Raw genomic sequence first — 23,722 nt, 5'->3', positions numbered from 1 at the left:
GGCGTCAGGCCTCCCGAATATGATGCAGTCGCGACCGGAGGCCTATTGGCGTGGGACGCAGGCGCCGAGCCTCAGCATCGTGCCGGCCGGGCAGGTATACGCGCCGGTGGGCTGCGAAATCGGCCGGACGGATTCGCAGCAGGCACCACGGACGACATAGCCACTCGGGCAGCCGCCTGACATGTCCATCCGGTCCTTGCCGTCCCGCGTCGGGCGGCACGAGCCCGACGCAAGCGCGTCATTGGCGGCGCCAAGGGCGATCGCGACCAGCGCGGTAGCGAGAGCGAATCTGATCATGGACGGTAATCTACGACGGCGGTGGGGGCGTAGGCCACTCCGGCCGCCTGTTCACCGTGCGGCTGCCCGAGAGCCCCAAGCCAACGCGCCCGTGTCTCTAGCTGGCCGGATCGTACATGAACTCGCGGAGCTCCTGCGAGCAGCGGCAGGCGCGCGCGAGCTTCGCCGCCCATTTCAAGGCCTCCTCGCGCGTCGGCAGCTCCAGCACCGCAAAGCCGCCATTGAGGCGGCTGCCCGGATAGATCTCCTCGGACACCGATCCATCGGCAGCGACGAGTACAGGGGCAACCGGCTCGTTGATCCCGCCGCCGAAGACATAGACGCCGGCTGCCTTGGCCTCCTCGATCACCGCATGAGAATCGACGGAGGCGGCAGCCAGCTGCTCGCCCGTGACCACCATCGCCTCGCTGGGAAAGGAGATCAGGTATTTCGTCATGCCGCGATGATGCGCGGCAGTTTCGGCGGAAACAAGCGCGCTAGGCGGCTCAGTCGCTCGCCAATCGCGCCTTCGTGCGCGATCCTGACAAGGGTTGGCAGCTGTCGCGCCAGCAGAGGCGCTGGCCGCGACGGAGGGGGCATGGCTGCCGGGTAAAGAGCCGAGAGCGCCTGCACGACGTCTCCGGCTGCGACCTCAGCCCTTGCCGCCCTTCATCGCCAGGGCGATCAGCTCGTTGGCGAAGTCGATCAATTCCTTCGGGATGCCGCCGACGGCCTGCACCCCGAGATAGATCAGGTAGATGAAGGCCGGCACCAGAATCCAGCCCAGCACCTCCTCGAAGATCTTGCGGCGGCGACGGCGCCGGTCCCGCTTCTCGAACCAGCCGAGCTTTTCCTTCTTGGCGCGCGCCGGCGCGACAGGCGCCGCCGGGGCCTCCTGAAGCACCTCACCGCTATCGGCGGCGAGGCTCGCGGTCTTTCGCTTGAACAACACGTTCTTATGCCTTCGTCAGCGGAACCTTCGGCACCGTGCGGACGCCCTTGGCCGAGGCCTTCGGCGCGCCACCCGTCCCATCCAGAGTTCCGCCACCTTTAGGCGCTCGCCGCGGCGGAGTCTTGCTCGTTTTGCCGGTAGCCGCAGCTTTCGCGCGCGGCTTCGGCACGCGCTTGGCCGTGGCGGCCGCGACATCCTTCTCCGGCTTGGGCTTCGCCGGCCCGTCCGGGAATTCGAGGCCGAGCACCTTGATGCCGGTTTCGGACTGGACGACGACGACCTTGACCGCGCCGCCGTTCTTCAGGCGCCCGAACAGCACCTCGTCGGCGAGCGGCGTCTTGATCGTCTGCTGGATCAGGCGGGCCATCGGCCTTGCGCCCATCGCCTCGTCATAGCCGTTATCGACCAGCCACTCGCGCGCCTCGTCCGAAAGCTCGATCGTGACGTTGCGGTCGGCGAGCTGCGCTTCGAGCTGGAGCACGAACTTGTCGACGACGCGGGCGACCACCGTCTTCGGCAGGTGGCCGAAGGAGATGACCGAATCGAGCCGGTTGCGGAATTCCGGCGCGAACAGCTTGTTGATCGCCTCGGTATCGTCGCCCTCGCGCTTGGTCCGGGTGAAGCCATAGGCGTTGCGGGCCATGTCGGCGGCACCGGCATTGGTCGTCATGATCAGGATGACGTTCCTGAAATCGACCTGCTTGCCGTTATTGTCGGTCAGCTTGCCGTGATCCATCACCTGCAGGAGGATGTTGAACAGGTCGGGATGGGCCTTCTCGATCTCGTCGAGCAGCAGCACGCTATGCGGATGCTGGTCGATCTGGTCGGTCAGCAACCCGCCCTGGTCGAAGCCGACATAGCCGGGAGGCGCGCCGATCAATCGCGAGACGGTGTGGCGCTCCATGTATTCCGACATGTCGAAGCGGATGAGCTCGACGCCGAGCGAGGAGGCGAGCTGGCGGGCGACCTCGGTCTTGCCGACGCCGGTGGGGCCGGCGAAAAGATAACAACCGATCGGCTTCTCGCCGTCGCGCAGGCCGGCGCGGGCAAGCTTAATCGACGACGACAAGGCCTCGATCGCCTTCTCCTGGCCGTAGACCGTGCGCTTGAGGGTGGTCTCGAGATTGCGCAGCACCTCGGCATCGTCCTTGGAGACGGTCTTCGCCGGGATACGCGCCATGGTCGCGATCGCCGCCTCGATCTCCTTCACGCCGATCGTCTTCTTGCGCTTCGACTCCGTCACCAGCATCTGCGAGGCGCCGGTCTCGTCGATCACGTCGATCGCCTTGTCCGGCAGCTTGCGGTCATGAATGTAGCGGGCCGAGAGCTCCACCGCCGCCTTGATGGCGTCGTTGGTGTAGCGCAGCTTGTGGAACTCCTCGAAATAGGGCTTCAGCCCCTTCAGGATCTCGATCGTGTCCGGAACCGACGGCTCGTTGACGTCGATCTTCTGGAAACGGCGCACCAGCGCCCGGTCCTTCTCGAAATACTGGCGGTATTCCTTGTAGGTGGTCGAGCCGATGCAGCGCAGCGAGCCCGAGGCCAGCGCCGGCTTGAGCAGGTTGGAGGCGTCCATCGCGCCGCCCGAGGTCGCGCCGGCGCCGATCACCGTATGGATCTCGTCGATGAACATGATCGCCTTCGGGTGCTGCTCGATCTCCTTCATCACCTGCTTGAGGCGCTCTTCGAAATCGCCGCGATAGCGCGTGCCGGCGAGCAGCGTGCCCATGTCGAGCGAGAAGACGGTCGCGTCCTCCAGCACCTCGGGCACCTCGCCGCGCGTGATCTTGAGGGCGAGGCCCTCGGCGATCGCGGTCTTGCCGACGCCGGGATCGCCGACCAGCAGCGGGTTGTTCTTCTGGCGGCGGCACAGGATCTGGATCGTGCGCTGCACCTCGGCCTCGCGGCCGATCAGCGGATCGATGCGCCCGTCCCTCGCCTTCCGATTGAGGTTGACGCAGTAAGCGTCGAGCGCGCTTTCCTTTTTCTTCTTGTCCTTGTCCTCGGTATTGCCCTGCTCGGAGCGCTGTTCGCGCTGCGGCTCGCCTTCCTCCTCGGAGCCGCGGACAGGCCGGCTCTCGCTGGCGCCGGGGCGCTTGGCGATGCCGTGGCTGATATAATTGACCGCGTCGTAGCGGGTCATGTCCTGCTCCTGCAGGAAATAGGCGGCATGGCTCTCGCGCTCGGCGAACATCGCGACGAGCACATTGGCGCCGGTCACCTCCTCGCGGCCCGAGGACTGGACATGGATCACCGCGCGCTGGATGACGCGCTGGAAGCCGGCGGTCGGCTTGGAATCGTCACGGCCATCGGTGACGAGATTGGTCAGCTCCGCGTCGATGTAATCGACGAGGTTGCGCCTGAGCAGGTCGAGATCGACGCTGCAGGCGCGCATCACCGCGGCCGCGTCCTGGTCGTCGACCAGCGCGAGCAACAGGTGTTCGAGAGTGGCGTATTCGTGGCGGCGCTCATTGGCGAGGGCCAGAGCCCGGTGAAGCGCCTGTTCGAGACTGCGCGAGAAACTCGGCAAGGGGCGCGCTCCTATCTGATTTCCAAAAGAACTCGATGACCCAAGGCTACTTTTTCTCCATCACGCATTGCAGCGGATGCATGTGCTTGCGCGCCAGATCCATGACGAGCGTAACCTTGGTCTCGGCGACTTCGTAGGTAAAGACGCCGCATTCGCCGACGCCGTTCTGATGCACATGCATCATGATCTGCGTGGCTTCGGCGCGGTCCTTGTTGAAGAACCGCTCCAGAACGTGAACGACGAACTCCATCGGGGTGTAGTCGTCGTTGAGCAACAGGACGCGGTAGAGATTGGGCTTGCGCGTCCGCGTCCGGGTGAGGACCGCGGTGCCGCTGCCTTCCCGCCCGTTGCCTTCGCGCCCGCCGCCATCGCTCGGCGGCTGGCCGCGCTTGGGACGATCGGCCATCACGAGCCTATCGCCGGCGCGCACCGGACGCCCTGCCTGCCTTGCCTTGTCCTGGCCTGACTGCATCATTTCCGTCCGCGCCGTATCCACATCCGATCCTGCATCGCCAATCGAGATAATGCTTCGCTTGCGAATTTACAGACCTCGCTCCCGCTTCGCCAGCCCGTTCGCAAGCGAGCCTCATCTATAAGCTCGTTGCAGGGCTGCCCTGACTTGACCCGGCTGGCCTCAACTCGACATAAGCCCGGCAAGCACCCGGCAGCCCGCTGGACAAGGACGCCGCCATGACTCCCAACGCCATCGTGACCATCGGCGAGGATCTCGCCCGCCCCGTTCGCTTCGGCAATGCGCTGCCGCTCGCACTGATCGCCGGCCCCTGCGCAATGGAAAGCCGCAATCACGCGCTCGAATGCGCGCTGGCGCTGAAGGAGATCGCGGCTGAGCTGAATATCGGCCTCGTCTTCAAGGCCTCGTTCGACAAGGCCAATCGCACCAGCGTCAAGGGCGGCCGCGGCATGGGCATGAAGGCCGGCCTGCCCGTCTATGCCGAGATCCGCGAGCGCACCGGCCTGCCGGTCGTGACCGATGTCCACGAGGCCGACCAATGCGCGCCGGTGGCCGAGGTCGTCGACATCCTGCAGATTCCAGCCTTCCTCTGCCGCCAGACCGACCTGCTCGTCGCTGCAGCGAAGACCGGCCGCGTCGTCAACGTCAAGAAGGGCCAGTTCCTCGCCCCCTGGGACATGGTCAATGTCGCCGCCAAGGTGACCGAGAGCGGCAACCCGAACGTGATGCTGACCGAGCGCGGCGCCTCCTTCGGCTACAACACGCTGGTGTCCGACATGCGCGCCCTGCCGACCATGGCCGAGATCGGCGCGCCCGTGATCTTCGACGCCACCCATTCGGTGCAGCAGCCTGGCGGCAAGGGCGCCTCGACCGGCGGCCAGCGCGAATTCGTGCCGGTGCTGTCGCGGGCGGCGGTCGCCGTCGGCGTCGCAGGCCTGTTCATCGAGACCCATCCCGACCCGGACAAGGCGCCTTCGGACGGCCCCAACATGGTGCCGCTCGCCGAGTTCAAGGGACTGATCGCCGAATTGCAGGGCTTCGACCGCCTCGCCAAGTCGCGGACGGCCCCGGCGGCGCTCGCCTATGTCTGAGCCCGGGTCGCTGAAAGAACCCTCGGCGACACCGCTCGGAACGCTGGTCCTCGTCCTGGGGGCCTGTGGCTTCGCCTCGACCTTCACCATGCGGCTCATCGATCCGCTGGTTCCGACACTCGCCGATCAGTTCGGCCGGTCGATCGCGCAGGTCGCGGTGATGGCGACGGCGTTCTCCTTCTCCTACGCCTTCGGGCAGCCGATCCTCGGGCCCATCGCCGACGCGATCGGCAAGATCCGCACGATCGGCAGCTGCCTCGCCCTTCTGGTCCTGCTCTCGGTTGCCTGCTCCTTCGCGCCGAATTTCGAGATCTTGCTCGCGCTGCGGGCCGCCAGCGGCATCGTCGCCGGGGGGATCATCCCGATCGCGATGGCGGCGATCGGCGACCGCGCGAGCATGGCACAGCGCCAGATCACGCTCGGCCGCTTCACCGTCATCATGATCTTCGGCCAGATGGCGGGCGCAGCCTGCTCCGGCGTGATCGCCGAATATCTCGGCTGGCGCGGTGTCTTCCTGATGGCCGGCGGCATTGCCGCGATCGCCTTCCTGATGCTGACCCTGACGATGCGGCCGCGCGCCGATGCGGTGCGGCGGCGCCCGACCCTCGGGGGAGCGATCGCCAGCTACGCCGCAGTCTTCGCCAACCCGCGCTCGAAGCTCCTCTATGCGCTGGTGATCACCGAAGGCAGCCTGATCTTCGGCATGCCTCCCTTCGTCGCCGCGATCCTGCAGGAACGGGCCGGGATCGGCCCCTCGCTCGCGGGGCTGGTCATCGCGGGAACAGGCATCGGCGGGCTGATCTACGGTCTCTCGACCCGCATCCTGGTCGATCGGATCGGCCCCGCCCGCATGCCGATCGTCGGCGGCGTCCTGATGGCGATCGGCTATGGGCTGTTTGCGCTGCCGTTCCTGCCGTGGTGGAGCGCCGTGCCGTTCTTCGTGGTCAACGGCTTCGGCTTCTTCCTGATGCACGGCACGTTCCAGGCGCAGGCCACCGAACTTGCGCCCGGTGCCCGCGGCTCGGCCGTCTCGCTCTTCGCCTGCTCGCTTTTCGCAGGCCATGCGCTCGGCCCCGTGCTGATGGGCACCGCGCTCCACCTGCTCGGCACGACCGGCGCCGTCAGCCTTTTCGCCGTCGGGATCGGGCTGCTCGGCTTTGCCGCGCCGCGCATCCTGCCGATGCTCGGCGCGGCGGAAGCTCAGCGCCCGCGATAGGGCGCGACGCCCTGGTCGGGCAGCCAGAGGCCCTTCGGCGGCTCGCCCGTCTGCCAGAACACGTCGATCGGAATGCCGCCGCGCGGATACCAGTAGCCGCCGATGCGGAACCATTCCGGCTCGAGCAGATCGACCAGCGTCTTGCCGATATTCACGGTGCAATCCTCATGGAAGGCGCCGTGATTGCGGAACGAGCCGAGATAGAGCTTCAGCGACTTCGATTCGACCAGCCATTTCCCCGGCAGGTAGTCGATGACGAGGATGCCGAAATCGGGCTGGCCGGTGACCGGACAGATCGAGGTGAATTCCGGGCAGGTGAAGCGGGCGAGGTAATTCGTGCCGGCATGCGGATTGGGCACGCGGTCGAGCCGCGCCTCCTCCGGCGAGGCGGGCAAGGCGCTGCTCTGGCCGAGCTGCAAGGTCGAGGCGTCGATGGTCATGGGATGCTCCTGCATTTGGGCGGGGTTCTAGAGCATCTCCGGCCGCTATGGGAACTGCCGCCGCTGCAGCCATGCCGTTTTGACCGCATCAGAACCTTCCCATAGACCACGGCAGCCTCTAGAAGCGCCCTATCATCCCGCCTGCTTCCCCGGAGCCTGCCATGACCGCGATCATCGACATCATCGGACGCCAGATCCTCGATTCCCGCGGCAATCCGACGGTCGAGGTCGATGTCGTGCTGGAAGACGGCTCGATGGGCCGCGCCGCCGTTCCCTCCGGCGCCTCGACCGGCGCGCATGAGGCCGTCGAGCTGCGCGACGGCGACAAGTCGCGCTATCTCGGCAAGGGCGTGCTCAAGGCGGTCGAGGCGGTGAACGTCGCCATCGCCGAGGCGATCGTCGCCATGGATGCCGAGGACCAGACCGCGATCGACCAGGTGATGATCGATCTCGACGGCACCCCCAACAAGTCGAAGCTCGGCGCCAACGCCATCCTCGGCGTCTCGCTCGCCGTCGCCAAGGCCGCGGCCGAAGCCTCCGGCCTGCCGCTCTACCGCTATGTCGGCGGCACCTCGGCCCGCGCCCTGCCCGTGCCGATGATGAACATCGTCAATGGCGGCGCCCATGCCGACAACCCGATCGACTTCCAGGAATTCATGGTCATGCCGATCGGCGCGAGCTCTTTCGCCGAAGGCCTGCGCATGGGCGCGGAGATCTTCCACACCCTGAAGAAGAAGCTGCACGACGCCGGCCACAACACCAATGTTGGCGACGAGGGCGGCTTCGCCCCGAACATCAAGTCGGCCGAGGCCGCGCTCGACTTCGTCATGCAGGCGATCGAGACCGCCGGCTACAAGCCGGGCCAGGACGTCGCGCTGGCGCTGGACTGCGCCGCGACCGAGTTCTTCAAGGACGGCGCCTATGTCTACGAGGGCGAGCGCAAGACGCGCGATCCCAAGGCGCAGGCCAAGTATCTCGCCAAGCTCGTCGGCAACTACCCGATCGTCTCGATCGAGGACGGCATGGCCGAGGATGACTGGGAGGGCTGGAAGGCGCTGACCGATCTCGTCGGCTCGAAGTGCCAGCTCGTCGGCGACGATCTCTTCGTCACCAACGTCACCCGCCTGTCGCAGGGCATCAAGAGCAAGACGGCGAACTCGATCCTGGTCAAGGTCAACCAGATCGGCTCGCTGACCGAGACGCTCGCCGCCGTCGAGATGGCCCAGCGCGCCGGCTACACCGCCGTGATGTCGCATCGCTCGGGCGAGACCGAGGATTCGACCATCGCCGACCTCGCCGTCGCCACCAATTGCGGGCAGATCAAGACCGGCTCGCTCGCCCGTTCGGACCGGACCGCCAAGTACAACCAGCTCCTGCGCATCGAGGAAGAGCTGGGTGCCCAGGCGATCTACGCCGGCCGGAACGCGCTGAAGGCGCTGGCCTGATCGAAAAGCTCAAGCTGCCGCGCTCACCAGCGCGGCAGCAGGCCGTTTGCCTGCGTCAGGGTCCATGATCCTGCCGCCTGCACGCTTCCGGCCGCGCCGGACACCACATCGACCACTTTCATCGCCGGCGCGACGACATACTGGCGCAGGGATGAATCGCCCGCCTCGCCACTCGCTGCATCGACGGCCTGAACCGGCCCAACCGTGGTCGTCGCGGCCGGAGGCAAGATCACCAGCGGCGCGGCCGGTCCCTGCCCCTTCTTCTCCGACAGCACCGCCAGACGACGCGGCGGCAGCGCGACGGCGCTGGCTGCGGCCGGCGCCTTCGCCTGGGCAACGGCTGCCCGCGGCGGCGTCCAGTCACCCTGCTCGGGCCAGGCGAGCGTCATCGGCATCGCCAGCGCGGCTGGCGTTAGTGGACGCCCCGCCGAAAAATCCTCATCGCTCCCCGGAGCAAACTCCGCCAGCCGGTCGCTGATCTTGCCGTCGCGCAGCAGGGTCAGGGTCGGCGCCTTGGCGCGATCGGGCATCGCGCCGGACAGGAGCGTCGGCACCATCACGAGCAGGGCCGTTGCAGTCGCGATGCCCAGCGTGAGCAGGAAGTCGCTCCCCAATCGGGCCGCCATCGTGGTCGGCGCGGGGAAATCAGAATCTGTCGGCATCGGTTGCGCTCCGCATTGCTGAGCCCCTTGCTTGTTGCGCCGCAAGGAAGCCGGTGCGTCTGGGCACCAGCAGGGCCGAAACGGGGCGCAAATACGGTCTGCCGCCCTACGCGCGGACGCCATGCGTACCGGCCCGTAACGGCTGGAGCGATGCGGCGTTAGAGAAGGAGAATGGACCAGATCACCCCCGCCGCCATGCTGGAGCCCGATGCGAGGGTGCGCCGCCGCAAGCGCCTCGCGGCGCTCGGCATGCTGCTGGCCGTTCTGATCTACGGCTCCAACTTCGTCATCAGCCGCCATGCCGTCCTGAACGGGCTGACCCAGCACGACCTGATGGCGCTGCGCTTCGCCATCGCCGGGCTGCTGCTCTTGCCGATCTTCCTGCGACCGGGCCTGGCCTCCTGCGGCGGCGTCGGCTGGAAGCGCGGCCTCTGGCTGACGCTGAGCAGCGGCTTCCCGATGACCTATCTGATGCTGACCGGCCTGACGATGGCGCCCGCCGCGCATGGCGCCACCATCGGGCCGGGCACGGTGACGATGATCGGCATCGTCGGCTCGGTCGTGATGTTCGGCGCAGCCCTGACCGGGCGACTCATGATCGGCGTCGCCGGCGTGCTCGCCGGCCTGATCTGCTTGGGCATCGCCGGCAGCGCGGGCGCCAACGCCATGACTTTGCGCGGCGATCTCTGCTTCCTCGGGGTCGGCCTGCTCTGGGGCTTCTATCCCCTGATGATCCAGCTCTGGCAGGTCGATGGCCTGAAGGCGACGGCGATCGTCTCGGTCCTGTCGCTGGTCTATCTGCCGATCTATTTCCTGTTCTATTTCCGTGGCTTCGACATCGCGCCCTGGTGGGTTCTGGCGCTGCACGGCTTCAATCAGGGCGTGCTCAACGTCATCGTCGGCCTTTGGGTCTGGGGCTGGGCCGCGCATGTGCTGGGCCCGTCCGTGGTCGGGCGCTTTCCGCCGCTGATCCCGGTCACCGGCACGCTGCTCGCGATCCCGGCGCTCGGCGAGATTCCGTCCTCGCTCCAGCTCGTCGGCATCGTGCTGATCATCGGCGGCCTGTTCGTGGCGTCATGGCGCCGCCCGGCGCGCCAGCCCGAGCAGGATCAGGTTCCACAGAACCGCGATGGCGAGGCCGAGGCCCAGCGCCGTCCATGAGCCCCAGGGCACGGCGGCAAGATGCACCGCCGCCAGCCCCAGCCCGGCCCCGAGCAATCCGAGCGCGCTGCTGCCGATGACGGCAGCCGCAGCCGGGCCGCCTGCGCGGGTGTGCAGGATGATGATCAGGCTCGACAGGATGATCGGCAGGCCGGCGAGGATGCCGGACCATTGCGGCCCGACGCGCTCGCTGAGCCCGGTCACGATACCGACCAGCGCCGCGACGCAAGCCGCGCGGATCGGAATGGCATAGCGCGAGATACCCGCCGGCGGCTTGGCGCGTACCTTGAGATAGGGCCGCACCAGCACATGCACGACCGACAGGGCCAGAATGGTCAGGACAGTGAGGGGAGCGACCGACAGCGCCATGCTGCGCAGAAGCAGCAGGAGCACCGTCCAGATCGCAAGCGCTCCCCCGAGGGAGACGAGCACGCCATGGCGCTGGGCCAGCAGCACATAGCTCAGCACGAAGCTGGCATGGGTCGCGTTGGCGTTCATCGTGCCGAGCGCGGCACCGGCAATGAAGGCCGGGCCATGGTCCAGCGCGAGGAAGACGAGGACCGGCCCGAGCGAGATCGGCAAGGTCGCGATCATCGCCGCCATCAATGGCCCGGCCCGTTCTGCCAGCATCGAGCAACTCACGACCACGCAGGCCGCGAGCGCCATCTTGAGAGGCAGCAGGGCGAGGCCCGTGCTCAAGCCGGCTCGCCCCTTTCCCAGCCCTCGCGGGTCTCCGCAATGAAGTCGTCGAGCCGCCCGGCGGCGATCGCGGCGCGCAGGCCCGCCATCAGGTCCTGGTAATAGGCGAGGTTCACCCAGGTCAGCAGCATCTTGCCGAGCATCTCCTCGGCCTTGACGAGATGGTGCAGATAGGCGCGCGACCAGCTGTTGGCGGCCGGGCAGGACGATTGCTCGTCGACCGGGCGCGGGTCTTCCGCGTGCTTGGCGTTCTTCAGATTCATTCGGCCGAAGCGCGTGAAGATCTGGCCGTGGCGGCCGGCCCGCGTTGGCATCACGCAATCGAACATGTCGATGCCGCGCGCCACAGATTTTACGATGTCGTCGGGCGTGCCGACGCCCATCAGGTAGCGCGGCTTCTCCTGCGGCAGATGCGGCTCCACCGTCTCGATCATCGCCAGCATCACGTCCTGCGGCTCGCCGACCGCAAGCCCGCCGACGGCATAGCCCTTGAGGTCCATGGCGGCGAGCTCGCGCGCGCTCTCGACGCGCAGATGCGGCACGTCCCCGCCCTGCACGATGCCGAACAGCGCCCGACCCGGATGGTCGCCGAACGCGGTCTTGCAGCGCTCGGCCCAGCGCAGCGACAGGCGCATCGCCTTCTCCGCCACCTTCTCCTCGCAGGGCAGCGCCACGCATTCGTCGAGCTGCATCACGATATCGGAGCCGAGCAGGTTCTGGATCTCGACCGAGCGCTCGGGCGTCAGCACATGCTTCGAGCCGTCGATATGGGAGCGGAAGGTCACGCCCTCCTCGGTCAGCTTCCGCAATTGCGACAGCGACATCACCTGGAAACCGCCCGAGTCGGTCAGGATCGGGTGCGGCCAGTTCATGAACTTGTGCAGGCCGCCGAGCCGCGCCACGCGCTCGGCGCCGGGCCGCAGCATCAGGTGATAGGTGTTGCCGAGCACGACATCGGCGCCGAGCGCCCTCACCTGCTCGGGATACATCCCCTTCACGGTCGCGGCGGTGCCGACCGGCATGAAGGCCGGCGTGCGGATGACGCCGCGCGGCATGCTGATCGCGCCGGTGCGGGCGGCGCCATCGCGGGCCGCGACCTTGAAGGTGAATTCGGGAGTGGCAGCGATTTCCGGCTGCATGGACTGGGGCTGAACGGTCATGGCCTGCGAGGTAGCGCAGGAAGACCGCGCGCGAAAGAACAGTTTGCGTCTCCGGCCGCTTCTAGGCCGGCTCGCTCTCCGCCTGCGCCCGGTAGGACTGCCGCAGGGCCAGCACCAGAACGGCCACGGTCAGCCACAGCCTTGCCGTCGCGAACAGGAAGACGAAGCAGAAATAGATCCCGCTCTTGACGGGCGTCGGAATGCCCTCCTGCAGCCAGACAAGCCTGACGAGCCCGCGCCCCCACCCCTGAAGTGGGTGCAGCAGCATGGAAAGCCCGGCGACCAGCAGGACCGCCGGAACCAGCCATCGCGCCCGGGCCGCGAATTGACGCGCTGCCGTCAACAGGCTCGGCTTCATCGCCTCGTCGACCTGCAACACCATGAGGAGCACCAACGCCGCCACGAAGGCGCTCCACAGGCGCCCGAGATGAGTCGCCTGGTCGAATGCAATGCCATCGAAGCCGAACATGAGCTGCGCAGGCTCAGCGACCGCGGGAACCAGACCGAGGACAAGGCTCGCAGCGATCAACAGAAGCAGAACCTGCGGCAGAACCCGGCGCGCCATCGAGACCTGCTGCGAGAACCCGAGCAGGCCGAGCTCACTTCGGCCGTCGCTGATCAAAACCATCCGCCAGACGACGATGACGAAGGCAAGCAGCAGCGCGACATTGGCGACGACCAGCGCCGGGCCGGCCAGCAGCGCGTTGCCATAGGCCAGAAACCGCATCGACGAGGCCAGCATCAGCCACGGAACGGCCTCCAGCAGCCGGAACGGCCCGAAGGACACCGAGGGAAAGACCAGCGGGCGCGCGGCAGCGACAGACGTCATGTCATGGGGAATACCAGACAATATCGACCGAAAGACCTCGGAATTCGGTCGAATTGTCCGTATCCGCGTCAGCCGGCCCGCGCCGCCCGGCGTGTTACTTCACGGCGGCGGCATAGACCTCCGGCTTGAAGCCGACGATCGTCTTGCCCTTGCCGAGGTCGAGCACCGGCCGCTTGATCATCGAGGGCTGCGCCAGCATCAGCGTGATCGCCTTGTCCGCATCGAGCCCCTGCTTCTCGGCATCCGGCAGCACGCGGAAGGTCGTGCCGGCGCGGTTCAGCACCGTCTCCCAGCCATGCTCCTTGACCCAGCGCTCAAGCGAGGCCTTGTCGATCCCGCTCGCCTTGTAGTCGTGGAAGGCGGCCGCGACACCATGGCCGTCGAGCCAGACGCGCGCTTTCTTCATCGTGTCGCAATTTTTGATGCCGTAGATGGTGATCGTCATGCCGTCGTCCGAACCTCGTGAAGCCGCACGGCATCCGCCGCACGGCTGTCATCACGGTTCGCCGGCCGGGCGGCAAGCGGGCATGACAGGCGGGGCGGCAGCGCCGGATACAGGCAGGGATTAGCATGGATACCGCGTCAGTCTCCGCGCCAAAAATGCCGGATAGCCCGGCTTTTCCCCATCGGCGCTGGAAGGACCATCCCGTCCCCGGAGTCGACTTTCCCGATGCCACGAGTTTCACCAGCGATCCCCGCTGGATGCGGGCGGCTTGCGAGGCTCTCTCAGCCCGTCTCGACAAGGAGATCGACCTCCTCGCCGGCATCGATATCGGCGGCTTGGGCTTCGCCGGCGCGCTGGCGCTGCGCAACGGCCTCGGCTTCATCGATATCCGCAAGGTCGGCTCGATCCGCGCCGATGTCGTCCGCAGCCTCGCGGCCAATTACGAGCTCGGCAACGGCATCGCCCTGTCGAAAGGTCAGGCGCTGGACGGGCGTGAGGTCGCCATCATCGACGATTGCCTGATGACCGGCGGCACCGCGCTGGCGACGGCGCAGCTGCTGCGCCGGCTCGGCGCACGCTGCACGCATGCGCTCTTCGTCTTCGAGCTCGAAGGCCTCGGCGGCCGCGAGCGGCTGGCTCAGGGCGGGATCGCCGTGCACACCCTGCAGAAGCTGCCTCCGGCCCAGCCCAAGTAGCTCCTCGGACCGGGCCAGAGAAGTGGCCGGCGCTCAGGCCGGGCGCTTGGGGCTGTCGAGGCCGCGCTGCACGGCCGGGCGCGACAGGCAGCGCTCCAGCCAGATCGGCACGTGGGTCAGCTTCGCATAGTCGACGAGTTCGCCCGCACCGTAGAAGCCGACGAGATTGCGGACCCAGCCGAGGATCGCGATATCGGCGATGCTGTAGTCGTCGCCCATGATCCAGGTGCGGCTCGCCAGCCGGTCCTCGAGCACGCCGAGCAGGCGCTTGCTCTCGCTGGCGTAGCGGTCACGCGGGCGCTTGTCCTCGTATTCGCGGCCGGCGAATTTATGGAAGAAGCCGAGCTGGCCGAACATCGGGCCGATCGCCGCCATCTGGAAGAACACCCACTGGATGGTCTCATAGCGGGCGGCGGGGTCCTTCGGCAGGAGCTTGCCGGTCTTCTCGGCGAGATAGAGCAGGATCGCGCCGGATTCCCACAGGCCGAACGGCTTTCCGCCCGGGCCGTTGGGATCGATGATCGCGGGGATCTTGCCATTGGGGTTCAGCGACAGGAATTCCGGGCCCCAGGTCTCGTTCTTGCCGATATCGATGAGATGCGGCTCGTAGCGCAGCTCCAGCTCCTCCAGCGCGATCGAGACCTTCACGCCGTTGGGCGTCGGCAGCGAATAGAGCTGGATGCGGTCGGGATGCGCTGCCGGCCAGCGCTTGGTGATCGGAAAAGCGGACAAATCGGCCATGACAGGCTCCGTCTGAATCGGATGAGGCTTCGGCCGGAACGATAGAGCCGGCCACGCCCAAAGCAACGGCACGCAGCCCGGATTGCCGCAAACCGGCCTTGCAAGGCTGCATGGAAGTCAGTCCAGCGGCCAGGTGCCCAAGATCACGTACTTCCTGTTATCGATACTCTCGATCAGCACGAACTCGCGCACCTGCCAGCGCAGCGCGGGCAAATCGATCGGCTCCCGACGTTTCCGGTCGTAGAACAGCGTCACATGCGGCTGGAAGCTCGACCCATCGACTTTAAGCCCGGCACGCCGCAAGTCATCGAGGAGCGTGGCGGACAAGCTGTCGGCAGCGAGCAGATCCGCCCGCGTCGTCAGGGACAACGCGTAGTTCGGGGCTGCCCCGAAGCTCGCCGCCTGATTGAACATGACGGCAAAGGAGGTCTGCCGGATCGCGTCGGCGACCCTGCGCGCCATCGCAATGTTCTGCCCGAACGGCCCATCGGGGACGGCGATGCCCCGCAAGGTCACATGATACTTGTCCGGTCCGCGCGGCGGCCTGGCTGGAACAAGGCGCTTGTGCAGATCACGCGCCAAGCTATCGATCCGCGACCGCGCCTCCGCATCCGGAAGGAGCGCGAAGAAATAACGGGGTGGGCGACCGCCCTCTCGCGGCCGAAACGCTCGCCCACCGTTGAGGTCGAGCACGAGCTGCATCGGCGCATCATAGAACAAAACAAGAACTTAACAAGCAACGATTCGACCGGCGAAAATCGCAAGGCTGCCAGTCGCAGCGACACCCCTGCCCGCGCTTGAGCGCCGCAGACCCCGCGTCTAGGCTGCCCTCGGCAGCCGAACGGCCGCCGCTTGCGCCCCCGCTCGTCGGGCGGCACGGATTCCTCTCCTGTCAGGCATTGGCTATGGCTTCCTCAGACGCACTCGCCGCGGTCTTCGAGCATATCGAGACCAACCGCAGCGCCTTCCTCGACCGCCTCATCGCGTATCTGCGCCATCCCAGCATCAGCGCCGAGAATATCGGCATCGCTGAGGTCGGCCTGCTGCTCGTCGACATGCTGACCGATATCGGCCTGGAAACCAGCCTCATCCCGACCGAGGGCCACCCGGTCGTCGTCGCGCGCTGGGAGAAGGCGCCGGGCAAGCCGACCGTGCTGCTCTACGGTCATTACGACGTGCAGCCGCCGGACCCGCTCGACAAATGGGTCTCGCCGCCCTTCGAGCCGACGATCCGCGACGGAAGGCTCTATGCGCGCGGCGTCGGCGACAACAAGGGCCAGCATTTCGCCCAGATCCTCGCGATCGAATCCCATCTCAAGGTCCATGGCGAACTGCCCTGCAACGTCATCCTGGTCCTTGAGGGCGAGGAGGAGATCGGCAGCCCGAACATCGCCGGCTTCGTGCGCGCCAACCCGCATTTGCTCAAGGCCGACCTCGCCGTCACCGCCGACGGCCCGCGCCATGCCAGCGGCGCGCCGACCATCAAGTTCGGCTCGCGCGGCGTCGTCTCCTTCGACCTGCGCTGCCGCCATGCCAGCCGCGACGTCCATTCCGGCAATTTCGGCGGCGTCGTGCCGAACCCGATCTGGACGCTGGTCCATCTCCTCGCGACGATGAAGAACCCCGAGGGCGAGATCACCATCGAGGGCCTGCATGACGGCATCGAGCCGCCGAAGGCGGAGGAGCTGGAAGCGGTCGATCGCCTGCCGCTCGACATCGAGGCCTTCAAGAAGGGGCTGAGCCTCACCCGCCTCGACGCGCCCGCGGATCGCCCGTTCTACGAGCGCCTCTGCTTCCGGCCGACGCTGACGATCAACGGCTTCCATGGCGGCTATGGCGGGCCGGGCACCAAGACCGTGCTGCCGAACGAGGCGCTGGTGAAATGCGATATCCGCCTCGTCGAGGCGCAGGACCCGGAGGACATCCTGCGCAAGGTCAGGGCTCACGTCGAGAAGCATGCACCGGAGGTCGAGTTCATCGCCGAGGAGAAGGGCATGCAGCCCTCGAAGACCTCGATCGCCTCGCCCTATACCGCGCCGCTGCGCCGCGCCTTCGTCGCCGCTCAGGGCGAGGAGCCGCTGCTGATCCCGGCCGGCTTCGGGAGCCTGCCGAACTACGTCTTCACCAAGATCCTCGGCATCCCTGCCTTCGTGACGCCTTACGCCAATCACGACGAGGCCAACCACGCCCCGAACGAGAACATGACGCTGGACTGCTTCTATAGCGGCCTGCGCACCGGCGCGGCCCTGCTGCACGAGCTCGGACAGTTGGGAAAGCAGGGCTGAAGGCAGGCGCTACGGCACGCCTCCTCCGTCATGGTCGGGCTTGTCCCGACCATCCACGTCTTCTCTCTTCGAGGATCGTGTTCAAGACGTGGATGCTCGCCACAAGGGCGAGCATGACGCTCAAACCACAAACGCGGATCATCCCGGACAAGCCGCGAAGCGGCGCCGATCCGGGGTCCATGCCGGAACCTTCATCGGGGTCGCTCCGGAATGGATCCCGGGTCTCCGCTTCGCTCCGCCCGGGATGACGGCGTGGTTCCGGTGAAAATCTGGAGGGGCTACCTGCCCTGCCAGTTCGGCGTCCGCTTGCCGAGGAAGGCTTCCATGCCCTCGCGGAAATCGGCGCTGGTGTAGCAGAGCGTCACGAGGTCGTGGCCATCGATGCCGGCAGCGGTCGCGGCGGTCAGGCGGCGCATCGCTTCCTTGGTCGCGCGCATCGTCAGCGGCGCATGGCCGGCGATGAGTTCTGCCAGCTCGCGCGCCCGCCGCAGCAGCGCCTCATGATCCGGCACCAGCTCGTTATAGAGCCCGATCCGCGCGCCCTCCTCCGCCTCGACCAGCCGGGCGGTGAAGACGATGTCCTTGACCCGCGCCGGGCCGAGGATCGCGTAGAGCCGCCCGTAATTCTCCATCGACAGGCAATTGCCGAGCGTGCGCGCGATCGGGAAGCCGAAGCGCGCGCTCGCGGTCGCGATGCGCAGGTCGCAGGCGAGCCCGATCGCAGCGCCACCACCGGTAAAGGCCCCGGAGATCGCGGCCAGCGTCGGCACCGGGCAGCTCTCGATCGTGCCGATCACGGTCTCGATGCGCTCCTCATAGGCCAGCGCATCCTCGGCGCTGGAGAAGGAGCGGAACTGGGCGATGTCCGTGCCCGCCGCGAAGGCCTTGTCGCCCGCCCCGGTCATGATGATGACGCGCGGATCGCCATGGGCCGCCGGGTCGCGGCAGATCTCCGCGATGCGCTCATACATGGCGAAGGTCAGCGCGTTGCGCGCCTGGGGCCGGTTGAGCGTGATCGTGCCGACCCCGCCCTCGACCGCATACAGGATTTCGTCGTTCACGCGGGTCTCCGTCAGATCACGCCATCGGCCCGCAAGCGCGCGAGCCCGGCTTCGTCATAGCCGAGATCGGCCAGAATCTCGTCGTTGTTGGCGCCGACCGCAGGCGTCGGCGTCGCGACATCGGCCGGCGTGCGCGACAGCGTCACCGGCTGGCCGATCAGGCGGATATCGCCGAGCTCGGGATGGCTCACCGGCTTGGCGATGCCGAGATGGCGCACCTGCGGGTCTTCGAACATCTCGTCGACCGCATAGATCGGCCCGGCCGGGACGCTATTGCGCTCCATCGCCTCCAGCCAATCGGCGCTGTCGGCCCCGGCGAAAATCTCTTCGATCAGCTCCCGCAATTCCGGCCGGCGCGCAAAGCGCTTCTCCGTGCTGTCATAGCGCGCATCCGTGCCCCATTCCGGCCGCCCGATCGCCCGGCAGAAGGAGCGCCACTGCTCCTCGCCGCCGACGCCCAGATTGATCGCGCCGTCGCGCGTCCGGTAGACGCCCATCGGCGTCTGGTAGGGGTGGTCGTTGCCGGATTGCGGCGGCACCGAGCCCTCGACCAGATAGCGCGCTGCCTGGAAATCCATCATCGCGATCTGGGCTTCGAGCAGCGAGGTCTGCACCCACTGCCCCTTGCCCGACACAGCCCGCTCCTGCAGCGCGACCAGTGCGCCGACCGCGCCATAGAGCCCGGCCGAGGAATCGGCGAGCGCGATCCCGGCCCGCACCGGCCCCTGGCCAGGCAGGCCGGTCACCGACATCATCCCGCCCATGCCCTGCGCGATCTGGTCGAAGCCAGCGCGCGTCCGATACGGGCCGGACTGGCCGAAGCCGGAGATCGAGACCAGGATCAGCCGCGGATTGCGCGCATGCAGCGTCTCGAAATCGAGCCCGAGCCGCTCCTTCACGTCCGGGCGGAAATTCTCGACGACGAGATCGGCCTCGTCGACGAGCTTCATCAGGATCGCTTTGCCTTCGGGTGTCTTGAGGTTCAGCGCCAGCGAACGCTTGTTGCGATGCAGGTTCTGCATGTCGTAGCCGAGACGCGGCCCGCTCATGTTCTCGTTGGGATCGAGTCCCGGCGGGCTTTCGACCTTGATCACATTGGCCCCGAAATCGGCGAAGACGCGCACGCAGGTCGGCCCCGCCCGCACCCGCGTCAGGTCCAGAACCTTGAGCCCGGCAAGCGCGGTGGACGGTCTCGGCTGCGGCATCGGTCTTCGCTCCCTCTCGGAGCGAACTATCCGGTACGGTGCGCGGCCCGGTCAATGGCAGAGCGCATGCTGCATGCAGGAGTGGGGCGCATGGCAACGCAACGCCCAGCATGAAGCCGGGCGCCGAAGCCATGGATCCCCAAGCTCGCGTCATCCCGGACGGAGCGAAGCGGAGATCCGGGATCCATCGGAGGGCTCAACGCTTTACGATGGATCCCGGGGCAAGCCCGGGATGACCTCGTGGTTCGGCAGAAAACTAAGCCACAACCCGCGCCGCATCCCGCACCGCTGCCAGCGTCGCATCGACCACGCCTGCGTCATGCTCCGACGATACGAACCAGGCGCCGCGCTCCAGAACGCGCACGCCGCGCTTAAGCAATTCATGGGCGAAGCGGCTATAGGCGGCCTTGTCGGCGCGCGCGACGTCCCGGTAGTTCCGCGCCGGCGCATCGAGCCCGAAGGCGACGTGGAACATCAGCGGGAAGCCGGCGACCTGCGCCTTGATGCCTGTCTCCGCGAGGATGGTGCGGATGCCGTCCTGCAGGCGCTGGCCCTGTGCGGAACTGCGTTCGTAATGCTCCGGCGTCAGCGCCTTCTGGGTCGCGACCAGCGCCGCCATCGCCACCGGCTGGGCGTTGAAGGTGCCGCCATGCAGCACGCCATCGGCGAAAAGATCGAGCAGATCGGCCCGGCCCGCGATCGCCGCGACCGGGAAGCCGTTGGCGATCGCCTTGGCCATCAGCGTGAGATCGGGCGTCACGCCGAAACGCTCCTGCGCCCCGCCGCGACCCAGCCGGAAACCGGTGATGACCTCGTCGAAGATCAGGATGGCGCCATGCTTGCGGCAGGCCGCGAGCGCGCCTTCCAGATAGCCCGGCGCAGGCGCGATGGCGCCCTGGTTGCACATTGCCGGCTCCATCAGCACGGCGGCCACATCGCCCTTGGCGAGGCGGGTTTCCAGCGCCGCGAGATCGTTCCAGCCGAGGATAGAGAGCCCCTCGCCGGCTTGCGGGTCCTGGCCCTTGCTGCCGATCACCGGCGTCGGCGCCTCCTCGGGCCCGGCTGCATTCAATCCCGGCGCCGTCGACCAGAGGATGTTGTCGAACCAGCCGTGATAGTGCCCCTCGAACTTGACTATCGTCCGCCTGCCGGTGGCCGCACGCGCCAAGCGCATCGCGGCCTGCGCCACCTCCGAGCCGGATGAGCCGAAGCGTAGGCGCTCGGCCGAGGGAATGCGCTCGCAGATCAATTGCGCCGCTTCCGCTTCGACCAGCATCTGGCCGGCGAAGAGGATGCCCTTCTCGGCCTGGCGCTTCACCGCCTCGATGACGGGCGCGGGCGTATGGCCGAGCACGGTCGCGCCCATGCCGCAGTAATAGTCGATGATCCGGTTGCCATCGACATCGATCAGATAGGCGCCCTCGCCGCGCTCGAAGACGAGCGGTCCCGGCTGCATGCCCAATCGGAAATTGCTGTTCACGCCGCCGGCGATGAAACGCGCATTCGCCGCGATCTGCCGGGCGGATTCGTCGAAGCGCAGGGCGCCCGCCTGCTGGCTGTCATTGCCTGTCATTGCGTTGCCTCCCGCTGTTGCCCCGACCTCACCAGACCGATTGCTCCGCGTAAAGGAACAGGGGTTTCGCCTTGCGGAATTTACAAGCCTTGGCCATGCTCGCTCTCAAACGAGCCCGACCACCGGAGCGGCGATGGCGAAGAAACCGGACAACCCCTATGTCGTGCAGCCGGTGATGAAGGCGCTGAAGGTGCTGGAGCTGGTCGCCCGCCACGGCCACGAGATCGCGCTCACCGCCGTCAGCAAGGAATTGCGCATCCCGAAGACGACGACCTTCCGCTATCTGCAGACGCTGACCGCCGCCGGCTTCCTCGACCACAACCGCGCGACCGACCGCTACAATCTCGGGCCGCAACTGCGGGCCATCGCGCGCGCCGATGCCAGCGTCAGCAAGGTCCGCGAACTCGCCCGCCCGGCCATGATCGAATTGATGCAGGAGTTCAACGAGACCGTGAACCTTGCAGTCAAGGGCAACGGCACCGTCGTCTATATCGACCTGATCGAGGCCAACCGATCGCTCAGGATGCAGGCCCGCATCGGCGAGAGCCATCCGATGCATTCGACCGCACTCGGCAAGGCGATCCTCGCCTTCCTGCCCGAAGCGGAGCGGCAAAGGCAGCTCGACCTGCCGCTGACCGAGCGCACCGGCCGCACCCTGCTGGAACGCGAGGAGATCGAGCGGCAGCTCCGACAGGTCGCCCGCACCGGCTATGCCACCGAGATGGGCGAGAACGAGGATGGCGCCATGTGTGTCGGCGTGCCGATCCTCGACGATAACGGCTATCCCGTCGCGGCGCTCAGCGTCTCCGCGCCGCTGATGCGGATGCCGCATTCGCTGGCGGCCAAGGTCGGCACGCGACTGCGCGAGGTCGCGGCCGGCATCTCGAGCCATCTCGGCTCGCGGCCCACGGCAGATCTGCGCTAGCGCCCTCATCGGTATTCGATCCGCGGATCGATCCAGGCGTAGAGCATGTCGACCGTGAGGTTGATCAGCATGTAGGCGACCAGGATCACCAGGATGCAGCCCTGGATCAGCGGATAGTCGCGGGTGCTGATCGCCTGGATCAGCAGGCGCCCGAGCCCCGGATAGGTGAACACCGCCTCCGTCACCACGGCGCCGCCGATGAAATTCGCCATCATCAAACCGACGATGGTGACGAAGGGCAGGAGCGCGTTGCGCATGATGTGGAAGCCGACGATGCGGTTCTCCGGCACGCCCTTGGCGCGGGCGGTGCGGACATAGTCGGCCCGCGCCTCGCCGATCAGCGAGGCCCGCAGGAACCGCGCCAGGATGCCCGAAACATAGGTGCCGAGCGTGATCGCCGGCAGCGCGAGGCTGCGCAGCGCGTCGAGAGGGGACTCCCAGAATGGGACGTGACGCGAGGCCGAGGGCAGCCAGCGCAGCTCCACCGCAAAGAGCAGGATCAAGAGGATACCGAGCCAGAAGGTCGGCACGCCCAGCGCCAGAGCGCTCCAGCCGCTGAGCAGGCGGTTGAGCCAGGAATTCGGCTTCACCGCGCTCGCGATCGCGACGGGAATGCCGATGACGAGCGCGACGAAGATTGCCGCGAGCGCCAGTTGCAGCGTCGCCGGCAGGCGCTCGCCGATCAGTTGCAGCACTGGCTGGCGGCTATGCAGCGAAAGCCCGAAATCGCCCAGCGCCGCCCGGCCGAGCCAATCGGCATATTGCACCACCATCGGCCGGTCGAGCCCGTAGCGCTGGATCGCGGCCGCGATCTCCTCCGGCCCGGCATTTTCGCCGACGATCACCGCGACCGGCCCGCCGGGCACGGCATAGATCATCGCGAAGATCGCGAAGGAGGCGATGAGCAGCACCGGCAGCATCTGGAAGAGGCGGCGCAGGACATATCCCGTCATCGCCGGCCTCCGATGGTCTCGCCGCTGGCATCGGTCTCGTCGCGGTCGAGGATCGCGGTCAGTGCCCGGCCGATCGTGTCGAGCGACAGGATCGTCAGCGTCAGCACGATGCCGGGCAGCACCGCGTAGGTCGGCGCCTCGTAGAGATAGGATTTTCCGGTGCGCAGCATCTCGCCCCAGCTCGGCGTCGGCGGCGGCACGCCGACCCCGAGGAAGGCCAGTGCCGCCTCCAGCAGAATCGCGATCGAGGCCAGCACGATCGCCTGAACCACCAACGGGCTCAAGGCGTTGGGCAGGATCGTTCGGAACATGATGTAACCGGGGCTGCCGCCGAAGCCGCGCACCGCCGTGACGAAATCGAGCTGGCGCAGGGCCATGACCTGCGCCCTGGCGATGCGGGCGAAGCCCGGAATGCCGGCGATGCCGACCGCGATCAGCGCCGCCCCCTGGCTGCGGCCGAGCACGGCGATCAGCGCCATCGCGAACAGGATGTTCGGCAGCGCGAGCAGCACGTCGATGCAGCGCATCAGCAGGGAATCGCGCCAGTCGCCATAGAAGCCGGCGGCGAGACCGATCGGCACGCCGATGAGCGCCGCAATGATGACAGCGCCGACCGCCGTCAGCAGCGAGGTTCGCGCGCCATAGATCACGCGCGCCAGGATATCGCGGCCAAGTTCGTCGGTGCCGAACCAGTTCTCGGCCGAGGGCGGCAGCAGCGAAGCGGCGACGCTCTGCGACAGCGGATCGAAGGGCAGCACGGTCGCGAAGCCCGCCGCCAGCGCCACCAGCGTGAGAAAGCCGAGCCCGAGCGCCGCGCCGCGCCGGGCCAGCAGCCGACGCAGCAATCCCTTGATCCGGGCCAACGTCTCCGTCATCGCCGGGCGCCGCGCTCGCGCCGCCCGGCGC

The 23,722-nt window shown here is 67.2% G+C and carries 25 protein-coding genes; 7 read left to right on the top strand and 18 right to left on the bottom strand.

What is annotated here, in order from left to right; translation table 11 throughout:
* Window positions 1-42: 42 nt before the first annotated feature.
* From WFK61_RS14535 to clpS, 5 genes are all read right to left on the bottom strand, one after another.
* A complete protein-coding gene (locus WFK61_RS14535; protein WP_336812760.1) occupies window positions 43-297 on the bottom strand; it encodes a hypothetical protein in 255 nt (84 codons plus the stop codon).
* 97 nt (window positions 298-394) lie between these two features.
* Complete coding sequence (locus WFK61_RS14530) at window positions 395-733, bottom strand: YciI family protein (protein WP_336812758.1); 339 nt, start codon at window positions 731-733, stop codon at window positions 395-397.
* A gap of 195 nt (window positions 734-928) precedes the next feature.
* Window positions 929-1,228, bottom strand: a complete 300-nt coding sequence (locus WFK61_RS14525) for a hypothetical protein (protein ID WP_336812756.1) — start codon at window positions 1,226-1,228, stop codon at window positions 929-931.
* 4 nt (window positions 1,229-1,232) lie between these two features.
* A complete protein-coding gene (clpA, locus tag WFK61_RS14520; protein WP_336812754.1) occupies window positions 1,233-3,758 on the bottom strand; it encodes an ATP-dependent Clp protease ATP-binding subunit ClpA in 2,526 nt (841 codons plus the stop codon).
* A 46-nt stretch (window positions 3,759-3,804) separates the two neighbouring features.
* Window positions 3,805-4,164, bottom strand: coding sequence for an ATP-dependent Clp protease adapter ClpS (gene clpS / locus WFK61_RS14515; protein ID WP_336812785.1), 360 nt, complete (start codon window positions 4,162-4,164; stop codon window positions 3,805-3,807).
* 284 nt (window positions 4,165-4,448) lie between these two features.
* On the opposite strand from clpS, the gene kdsA reads away from it, so the two are divergent.
* Both kdsA and WFK61_RS14505 read left to right on the top strand, forming a co-directional pair.
* Window positions 4,449-5,321, top strand: coding sequence for a 3-deoxy-8-phosphooctulonate synthase (kdsA, locus tag WFK61_RS14510; protein WP_336812752.1), 873 nt, complete (start codon window positions 4,449-4,451; stop codon window positions 5,319-5,321).
* On the top strand, window positions 5,314-6,537 hold the full coding sequence (locus WFK61_RS14505; protein WP_336812750.1) for an MFS transporter: 1,224 nt from the start codon (window positions 5,314-5,316) through the stop codon (window positions 6,535-6,537). Before kdsA ends, WFK61_RS14505 begins: the two co-directional genes overlap by 8 nt.
* Here WFK61_RS14505 and queF read toward each other — a convergent pair.
* Window positions 6,522-6,977: a preQ(1) synthase gene (gene queF / locus WFK61_RS14500; protein ID WP_336812749.1), complete on the bottom strand. Its 456-nt coding sequence runs from the start codon at window positions 6,975-6,977 to the stop codon at window positions 6,522-6,524. The two genes, WFK61_RS14505 and queF, sit on opposite strands and share 16 nt — an antisense overlap.
* Window positions 6,978-7,138: 161 nt before the next feature.
* Here queF and eno point away from each other — a divergent pair, with 161 nt between their 5' ends.
* The gene (gene eno, locus WFK61_RS14495) at window positions 7,139-8,422 is read left to right on the top strand and encodes a phosphopyruvate hydratase (RefSeq protein WP_336812748.1); all 1,284 of its coding nucleotides are present in this window, start codon (window positions 7,139-7,141) and stop codon (window positions 8,420-8,422) included.
* Between the two features lie 23 nt (window positions 8,423-8,445).
* On the opposite strand, the gene WFK61_RS14490 is transcribed toward eno, so the two are convergent.
* Entirely contained in the window at window positions 8,446-9,084 is a 639-nt protein-coding gene (locus WFK61_RS14490; protein ID WP_336812746.1) for a hypothetical protein, read from the bottom strand.
* Between the two features lie 171 nt (window positions 9,085-9,255).
* On the opposite strand from WFK61_RS14490, the gene WFK61_RS14485 reads away from it, so the two are divergent.
* Window positions 9,256-10,245 carry a DMT family transporter gene (locus WFK61_RS14485; RefSeq protein WP_336812744.1) on the top strand — a complete coding sequence of 330 codons (990 nt, stop codon included), beginning with the start codon at window positions 9,256-9,258 and terminating at the stop codon, window positions 10,243-10,245.
* On the opposite strand, the gene WFK61_RS14480 is transcribed toward WFK61_RS14485, so the two are convergent.
* From WFK61_RS14480 to WFK61_RS14465, 4 genes are all read right to left on the bottom strand, one after another.
* Window positions 10,159-10,944, bottom strand: coding sequence for a hypothetical protein (locus WFK61_RS14480; RefSeq protein ID WP_336812742.1), 786 nt, complete (start codon window positions 10,942-10,944; stop codon window positions 10,159-10,161). The two genes, WFK61_RS14485 and WFK61_RS14480, sit on opposite strands and share 87 nt — an antisense overlap.
* Complete coding sequence (gene tgt / locus WFK61_RS14475) at window positions 10,941-12,104, bottom strand: tRNA guanosine(34) transglycosylase Tgt (RefSeq protein ID WP_442896305.1); 1,164 nt, start codon at window positions 12,102-12,104, stop codon at window positions 10,941-10,943. The genes WFK61_RS14480 and tgt overlap by 4 nt, the downstream gene beginning before the upstream one ends.
* A gap of 61 nt (window positions 12,105-12,165) precedes the next feature.
* Window positions 12,166-12,933, bottom strand: coding sequence for a hypothetical protein (locus WFK61_RS14470; protein WP_336812740.1), 768 nt, complete (start codon window positions 12,931-12,933; stop codon window positions 12,166-12,168).
* 94 nt (window positions 12,934-13,027) lie between these two features.
* Window positions 13,028-13,378 carry an ArsC family reductase gene (locus WFK61_RS14465; protein WP_336812738.1) on the bottom strand — a complete coding sequence of 117 codons (351 nt, stop codon included), beginning with the start codon at window positions 13,376-13,378 and terminating at the stop codon, window positions 13,028-13,030.
* 125 nt (window positions 13,379-13,503) lie between these two features.
* On the opposite strand from WFK61_RS14465, the gene WFK61_RS14460 reads away from it, so the two are divergent.
* Window positions 13,504-14,073 carry a phosphoribosyltransferase family protein gene (locus WFK61_RS14460; protein WP_336812736.1) on the top strand — a complete coding sequence of 190 codons (570 nt, stop codon included), beginning with the start codon at window positions 13,504-13,506 and terminating at the stop codon, window positions 14,071-14,073.
* A gap of 33 nt (window positions 14,074-14,106) precedes the next feature.
* On the opposite strand, the gene WFK61_RS14455 is transcribed toward WFK61_RS14460, so the two are convergent.
* Both WFK61_RS14455 and WFK61_RS14450 read right to left on the bottom strand, forming a co-directional pair.
* A complete protein-coding gene (locus WFK61_RS14455; protein WP_336812734.1) occupies window positions 14,107-14,814 on the bottom strand; it encodes a glutathione S-transferase N-terminal domain-containing protein in 708 nt (235 codons plus the stop codon).
* A 117-nt stretch (window positions 14,815-14,931) separates the two neighbouring features.
* Window positions 14,932-15,516 carry a 2'-5' RNA ligase family protein gene (locus WFK61_RS14450; protein WP_336812732.1) on the bottom strand — a complete coding sequence of 195 codons (585 nt, stop codon included), beginning with the start codon at window positions 15,514-15,516 and terminating at the stop codon, window positions 14,932-14,934.
* Between the two features lie 203 nt (window positions 15,517-15,719).
* Here WFK61_RS14450 and WFK61_RS14445 point away from each other — a divergent pair, with 203 nt between their 5' ends.
* On the top strand, window positions 15,720-17,099 hold the full coding sequence (locus WFK61_RS14445) for a M20/M25/M40 family metallo-hydrolase (RefSeq protein ID WP_336812730.1): 1,380 nt from the start codon (window positions 15,720-15,722) through the stop codon (window positions 17,097-17,099).
* A 278-nt stretch (window positions 17,100-17,377) separates the two neighbouring features.
* Here WFK61_RS14445 and WFK61_RS14440 read toward each other — a convergent pair whose 3' ends face one another.
* The 3 genes from WFK61_RS14440 to WFK61_RS14430 form a co-directional block, all read right to left on the bottom strand.
* Window positions 17,378-18,175, bottom strand: a complete 798-nt coding sequence (locus WFK61_RS14440; protein WP_442896307.1) for an enoyl-CoA hydratase/isomerase family protein — start codon at window positions 18,173-18,175, stop codon at window positions 17,378-17,380.
* Window positions 18,172-19,365 carry a CaiB/BaiF CoA transferase family protein gene (locus tag WFK61_RS14435; protein ID WP_336812726.1) on the bottom strand — a complete coding sequence of 398 codons (1,194 nt, stop codon included), beginning with the start codon at window positions 19,363-19,365 and terminating at the stop codon, window positions 18,172-18,174. Before WFK61_RS14435 ends, WFK61_RS14440 begins: the two co-directional genes overlap by 4 nt.
* A gap of 256 nt (window positions 19,366-19,621) precedes the next feature.
* On the bottom strand, window positions 19,622-20,938 hold the full coding sequence (locus WFK61_RS14430) for an aspartate aminotransferase family protein (RefSeq protein ID WP_336812725.1): 1,317 nt from the start codon (window positions 20,936-20,938) through the stop codon (window positions 19,622-19,624).
* 133 nt (window positions 20,939-21,071) lie between these two features.
* Here WFK61_RS14430 and WFK61_RS14425 point away from each other — a divergent pair, with 133 nt between their 5' ends.
* Window positions 21,072-21,863, top strand: a complete 792-nt coding sequence (locus WFK61_RS14425; RefSeq protein ID WP_336812723.1) for an IclR family transcriptional regulator — start codon at window positions 21,072-21,074, stop codon at window positions 21,861-21,863.
* A gap of 5 nt (window positions 21,864-21,868) precedes the next feature.
* Here WFK61_RS14425 and WFK61_RS14420 read toward each other — a convergent pair whose 3' ends face one another.
* Window positions 21,869-22,816, bottom strand: coding sequence for an ABC transporter permease (locus tag WFK61_RS14420; RefSeq protein WP_336812721.1), 948 nt, complete (start codon window positions 22,814-22,816; stop codon window positions 21,869-21,871).
* Window positions 22,813-23,691 carry an ABC transporter permease gene (locus WFK61_RS14415; protein WP_336812720.1) on the bottom strand — a complete coding sequence of 293 codons (879 nt, stop codon included), beginning with the start codon at window positions 23,689-23,691 and terminating at the stop codon, window positions 22,813-22,815. Before WFK61_RS14415 ends, WFK61_RS14420 begins: the two co-directional genes overlap by 4 nt.
* Window positions 23,692-23,722: the final 31 nt, after the last annotated feature.

Origin of the sequence: Allobosea sp. MMO-172, from assembly GCF_037147855.1 — a bacterium.
Lineage (GTDB): Bacteria > Pseudomonadota > Alphaproteobacteria > Rhizobiales > Beijerinckiaceae > Allobosea.
The sequence above is the reverse complement of the archived record's forward strand: the minus strand, read 5'-3'. Positions and strand labels throughout refer to the sequence as shown.

Excerpts from the sequence above, each read along its gene's own strand:
- WFK61_RS14535 (WP_336812760.1), bottom strand. The coding sequence starts at position 297 with ATGATCAGATTCGCTCTCGCTACCGCGCTGGTCGCGATCGCCCTTGGC.
- WFK61_RS14465 (WP_336812738.1), bottom strand. The coding sequence starts at position 13,378 with ATGACGATCACCATCTACGGCATCAAAAATTGCGACACGATGAAGAAA.
- WFK61_RS14430 (WP_336812725.1), bottom strand. The coding sequence starts at position 20,938 with ATGACAGGCAATGACAGCCAGCAGGCGGGCGCCCTGCGCTTCGACGAA.
- eno (WP_336812748.1), top strand. The coding sequence starts at position 7,139 with ATGACCGCGATCATCGACATCATCGGACGCCAGATCCTCGATTCCCGC.
- WFK61_RS14505 (WP_336812750.1), top strand. The coding sequence starts at position 5,314 with ATGTCTGAGCCCGGGTCGCTGAAAGAACCCTCGGCGACACCGCTCGGA.
- WFK61_RS14455 (WP_336812734.1), bottom strand. The coding sequence starts at position 14,814 with ATGGCCGATTTGTCCGCTTTTCCGATCACCAAGCGCTGGCCGGCAGCG.
- WFK61_RS14490 (WP_336812746.1), bottom strand. The coding sequence starts at position 9,084 with ATGCCGACAGATTCTGATTTCCCCGCGCCGACCACGATGGCGGCCCGA.
- clpS (WP_336812785.1), bottom strand. The coding sequence starts at position 4,164 with ATGGCCGATCGTCCCAAGCGCGGCCAGCCGCCGAGCGATGGCGGCGGG.
- tgt (WP_442896305.1), bottom strand. The coding sequence starts at position 12,104 with ATGACCGTTCAGCCCCAGTCCATGCAGCCGGAAATCGCTGCCACTCCC.
- WFK61_RS14450 (WP_336812732.1), bottom strand. The coding sequence starts at position 15,516 with ATGCAGCTCGTGCTCGACCTCAACGGTGGGCGAGCGTTTCGGCCGCGA.
- WFK61_RS14530 (WP_336812758.1), bottom strand. The coding sequence starts at position 733 with ATGACGAAATACCTGATCTCCTTTCCCAGCGAGGCGATGGTGGTCACG.
- kdsA (WP_336812752.1), top strand. The coding sequence starts at position 4,449 with ATGACTCCCAACGCCATCGTGACCATCGGCGAGGATCTCGCCCGCCCC.
- WFK61_RS14425 (WP_336812723.1), top strand. The coding sequence starts at position 21,072 with ATGGCGAAGAAACCGGACAACCCCTATGTCGTGCAGCCGGTGATGAAG.
- WFK61_RS14470 (WP_336812740.1), bottom strand. The coding sequence starts at position 12,933 with ATGACGTCTGTCGCTGCCGCGCGCCCGCTGGTCTTTCCCTCGGTGTCC.
- WFK61_RS14415 (WP_336812720.1), bottom strand. The coding sequence starts at position 23,691 with ATGACGGAGACGTTGGCCCGGATCAAGGGATTGCTGCGTCGGCTGCTG.
- WFK61_RS14435 (WP_336812726.1), bottom strand. The coding sequence starts at position 19,365 with ATGCCGCAGCCGAGACCGTCCACCGCGCTTGCCGGGCTCAAGGTTCTG.
- WFK61_RS14420 (WP_336812721.1), bottom strand. The coding sequence starts at position 22,816 with ATGACGGGATATGTCCTGCGCCGCCTCTTCCAGATGCTGCCGGTGCTG.
- WFK61_RS14460 (WP_336812736.1), top strand. The coding sequence starts at position 13,504 with ATGGATACCGCGTCAGTCTCCGCGCCAAAAATGCCGGATAGCCCGGCT.
- queF (WP_336812749.1), bottom strand. The coding sequence starts at position 6,977 with ATGACCATCGACGCCTCGACCTTGCAGCTCGGCCAGAGCAGCGCCTTG.
- WFK61_RS14445 (WP_336812730.1), top strand. The coding sequence starts at position 15,720 with ATGGCTTCCTCAGACGCACTCGCCGCGGTCTTCGAGCATATCGAGACC.
- WFK61_RS14485 (WP_336812744.1), top strand. The coding sequence starts at position 9,256 with ATGGACCAGATCACCCCCGCCGCCATGCTGGAGCCCGATGCGAGGGTG.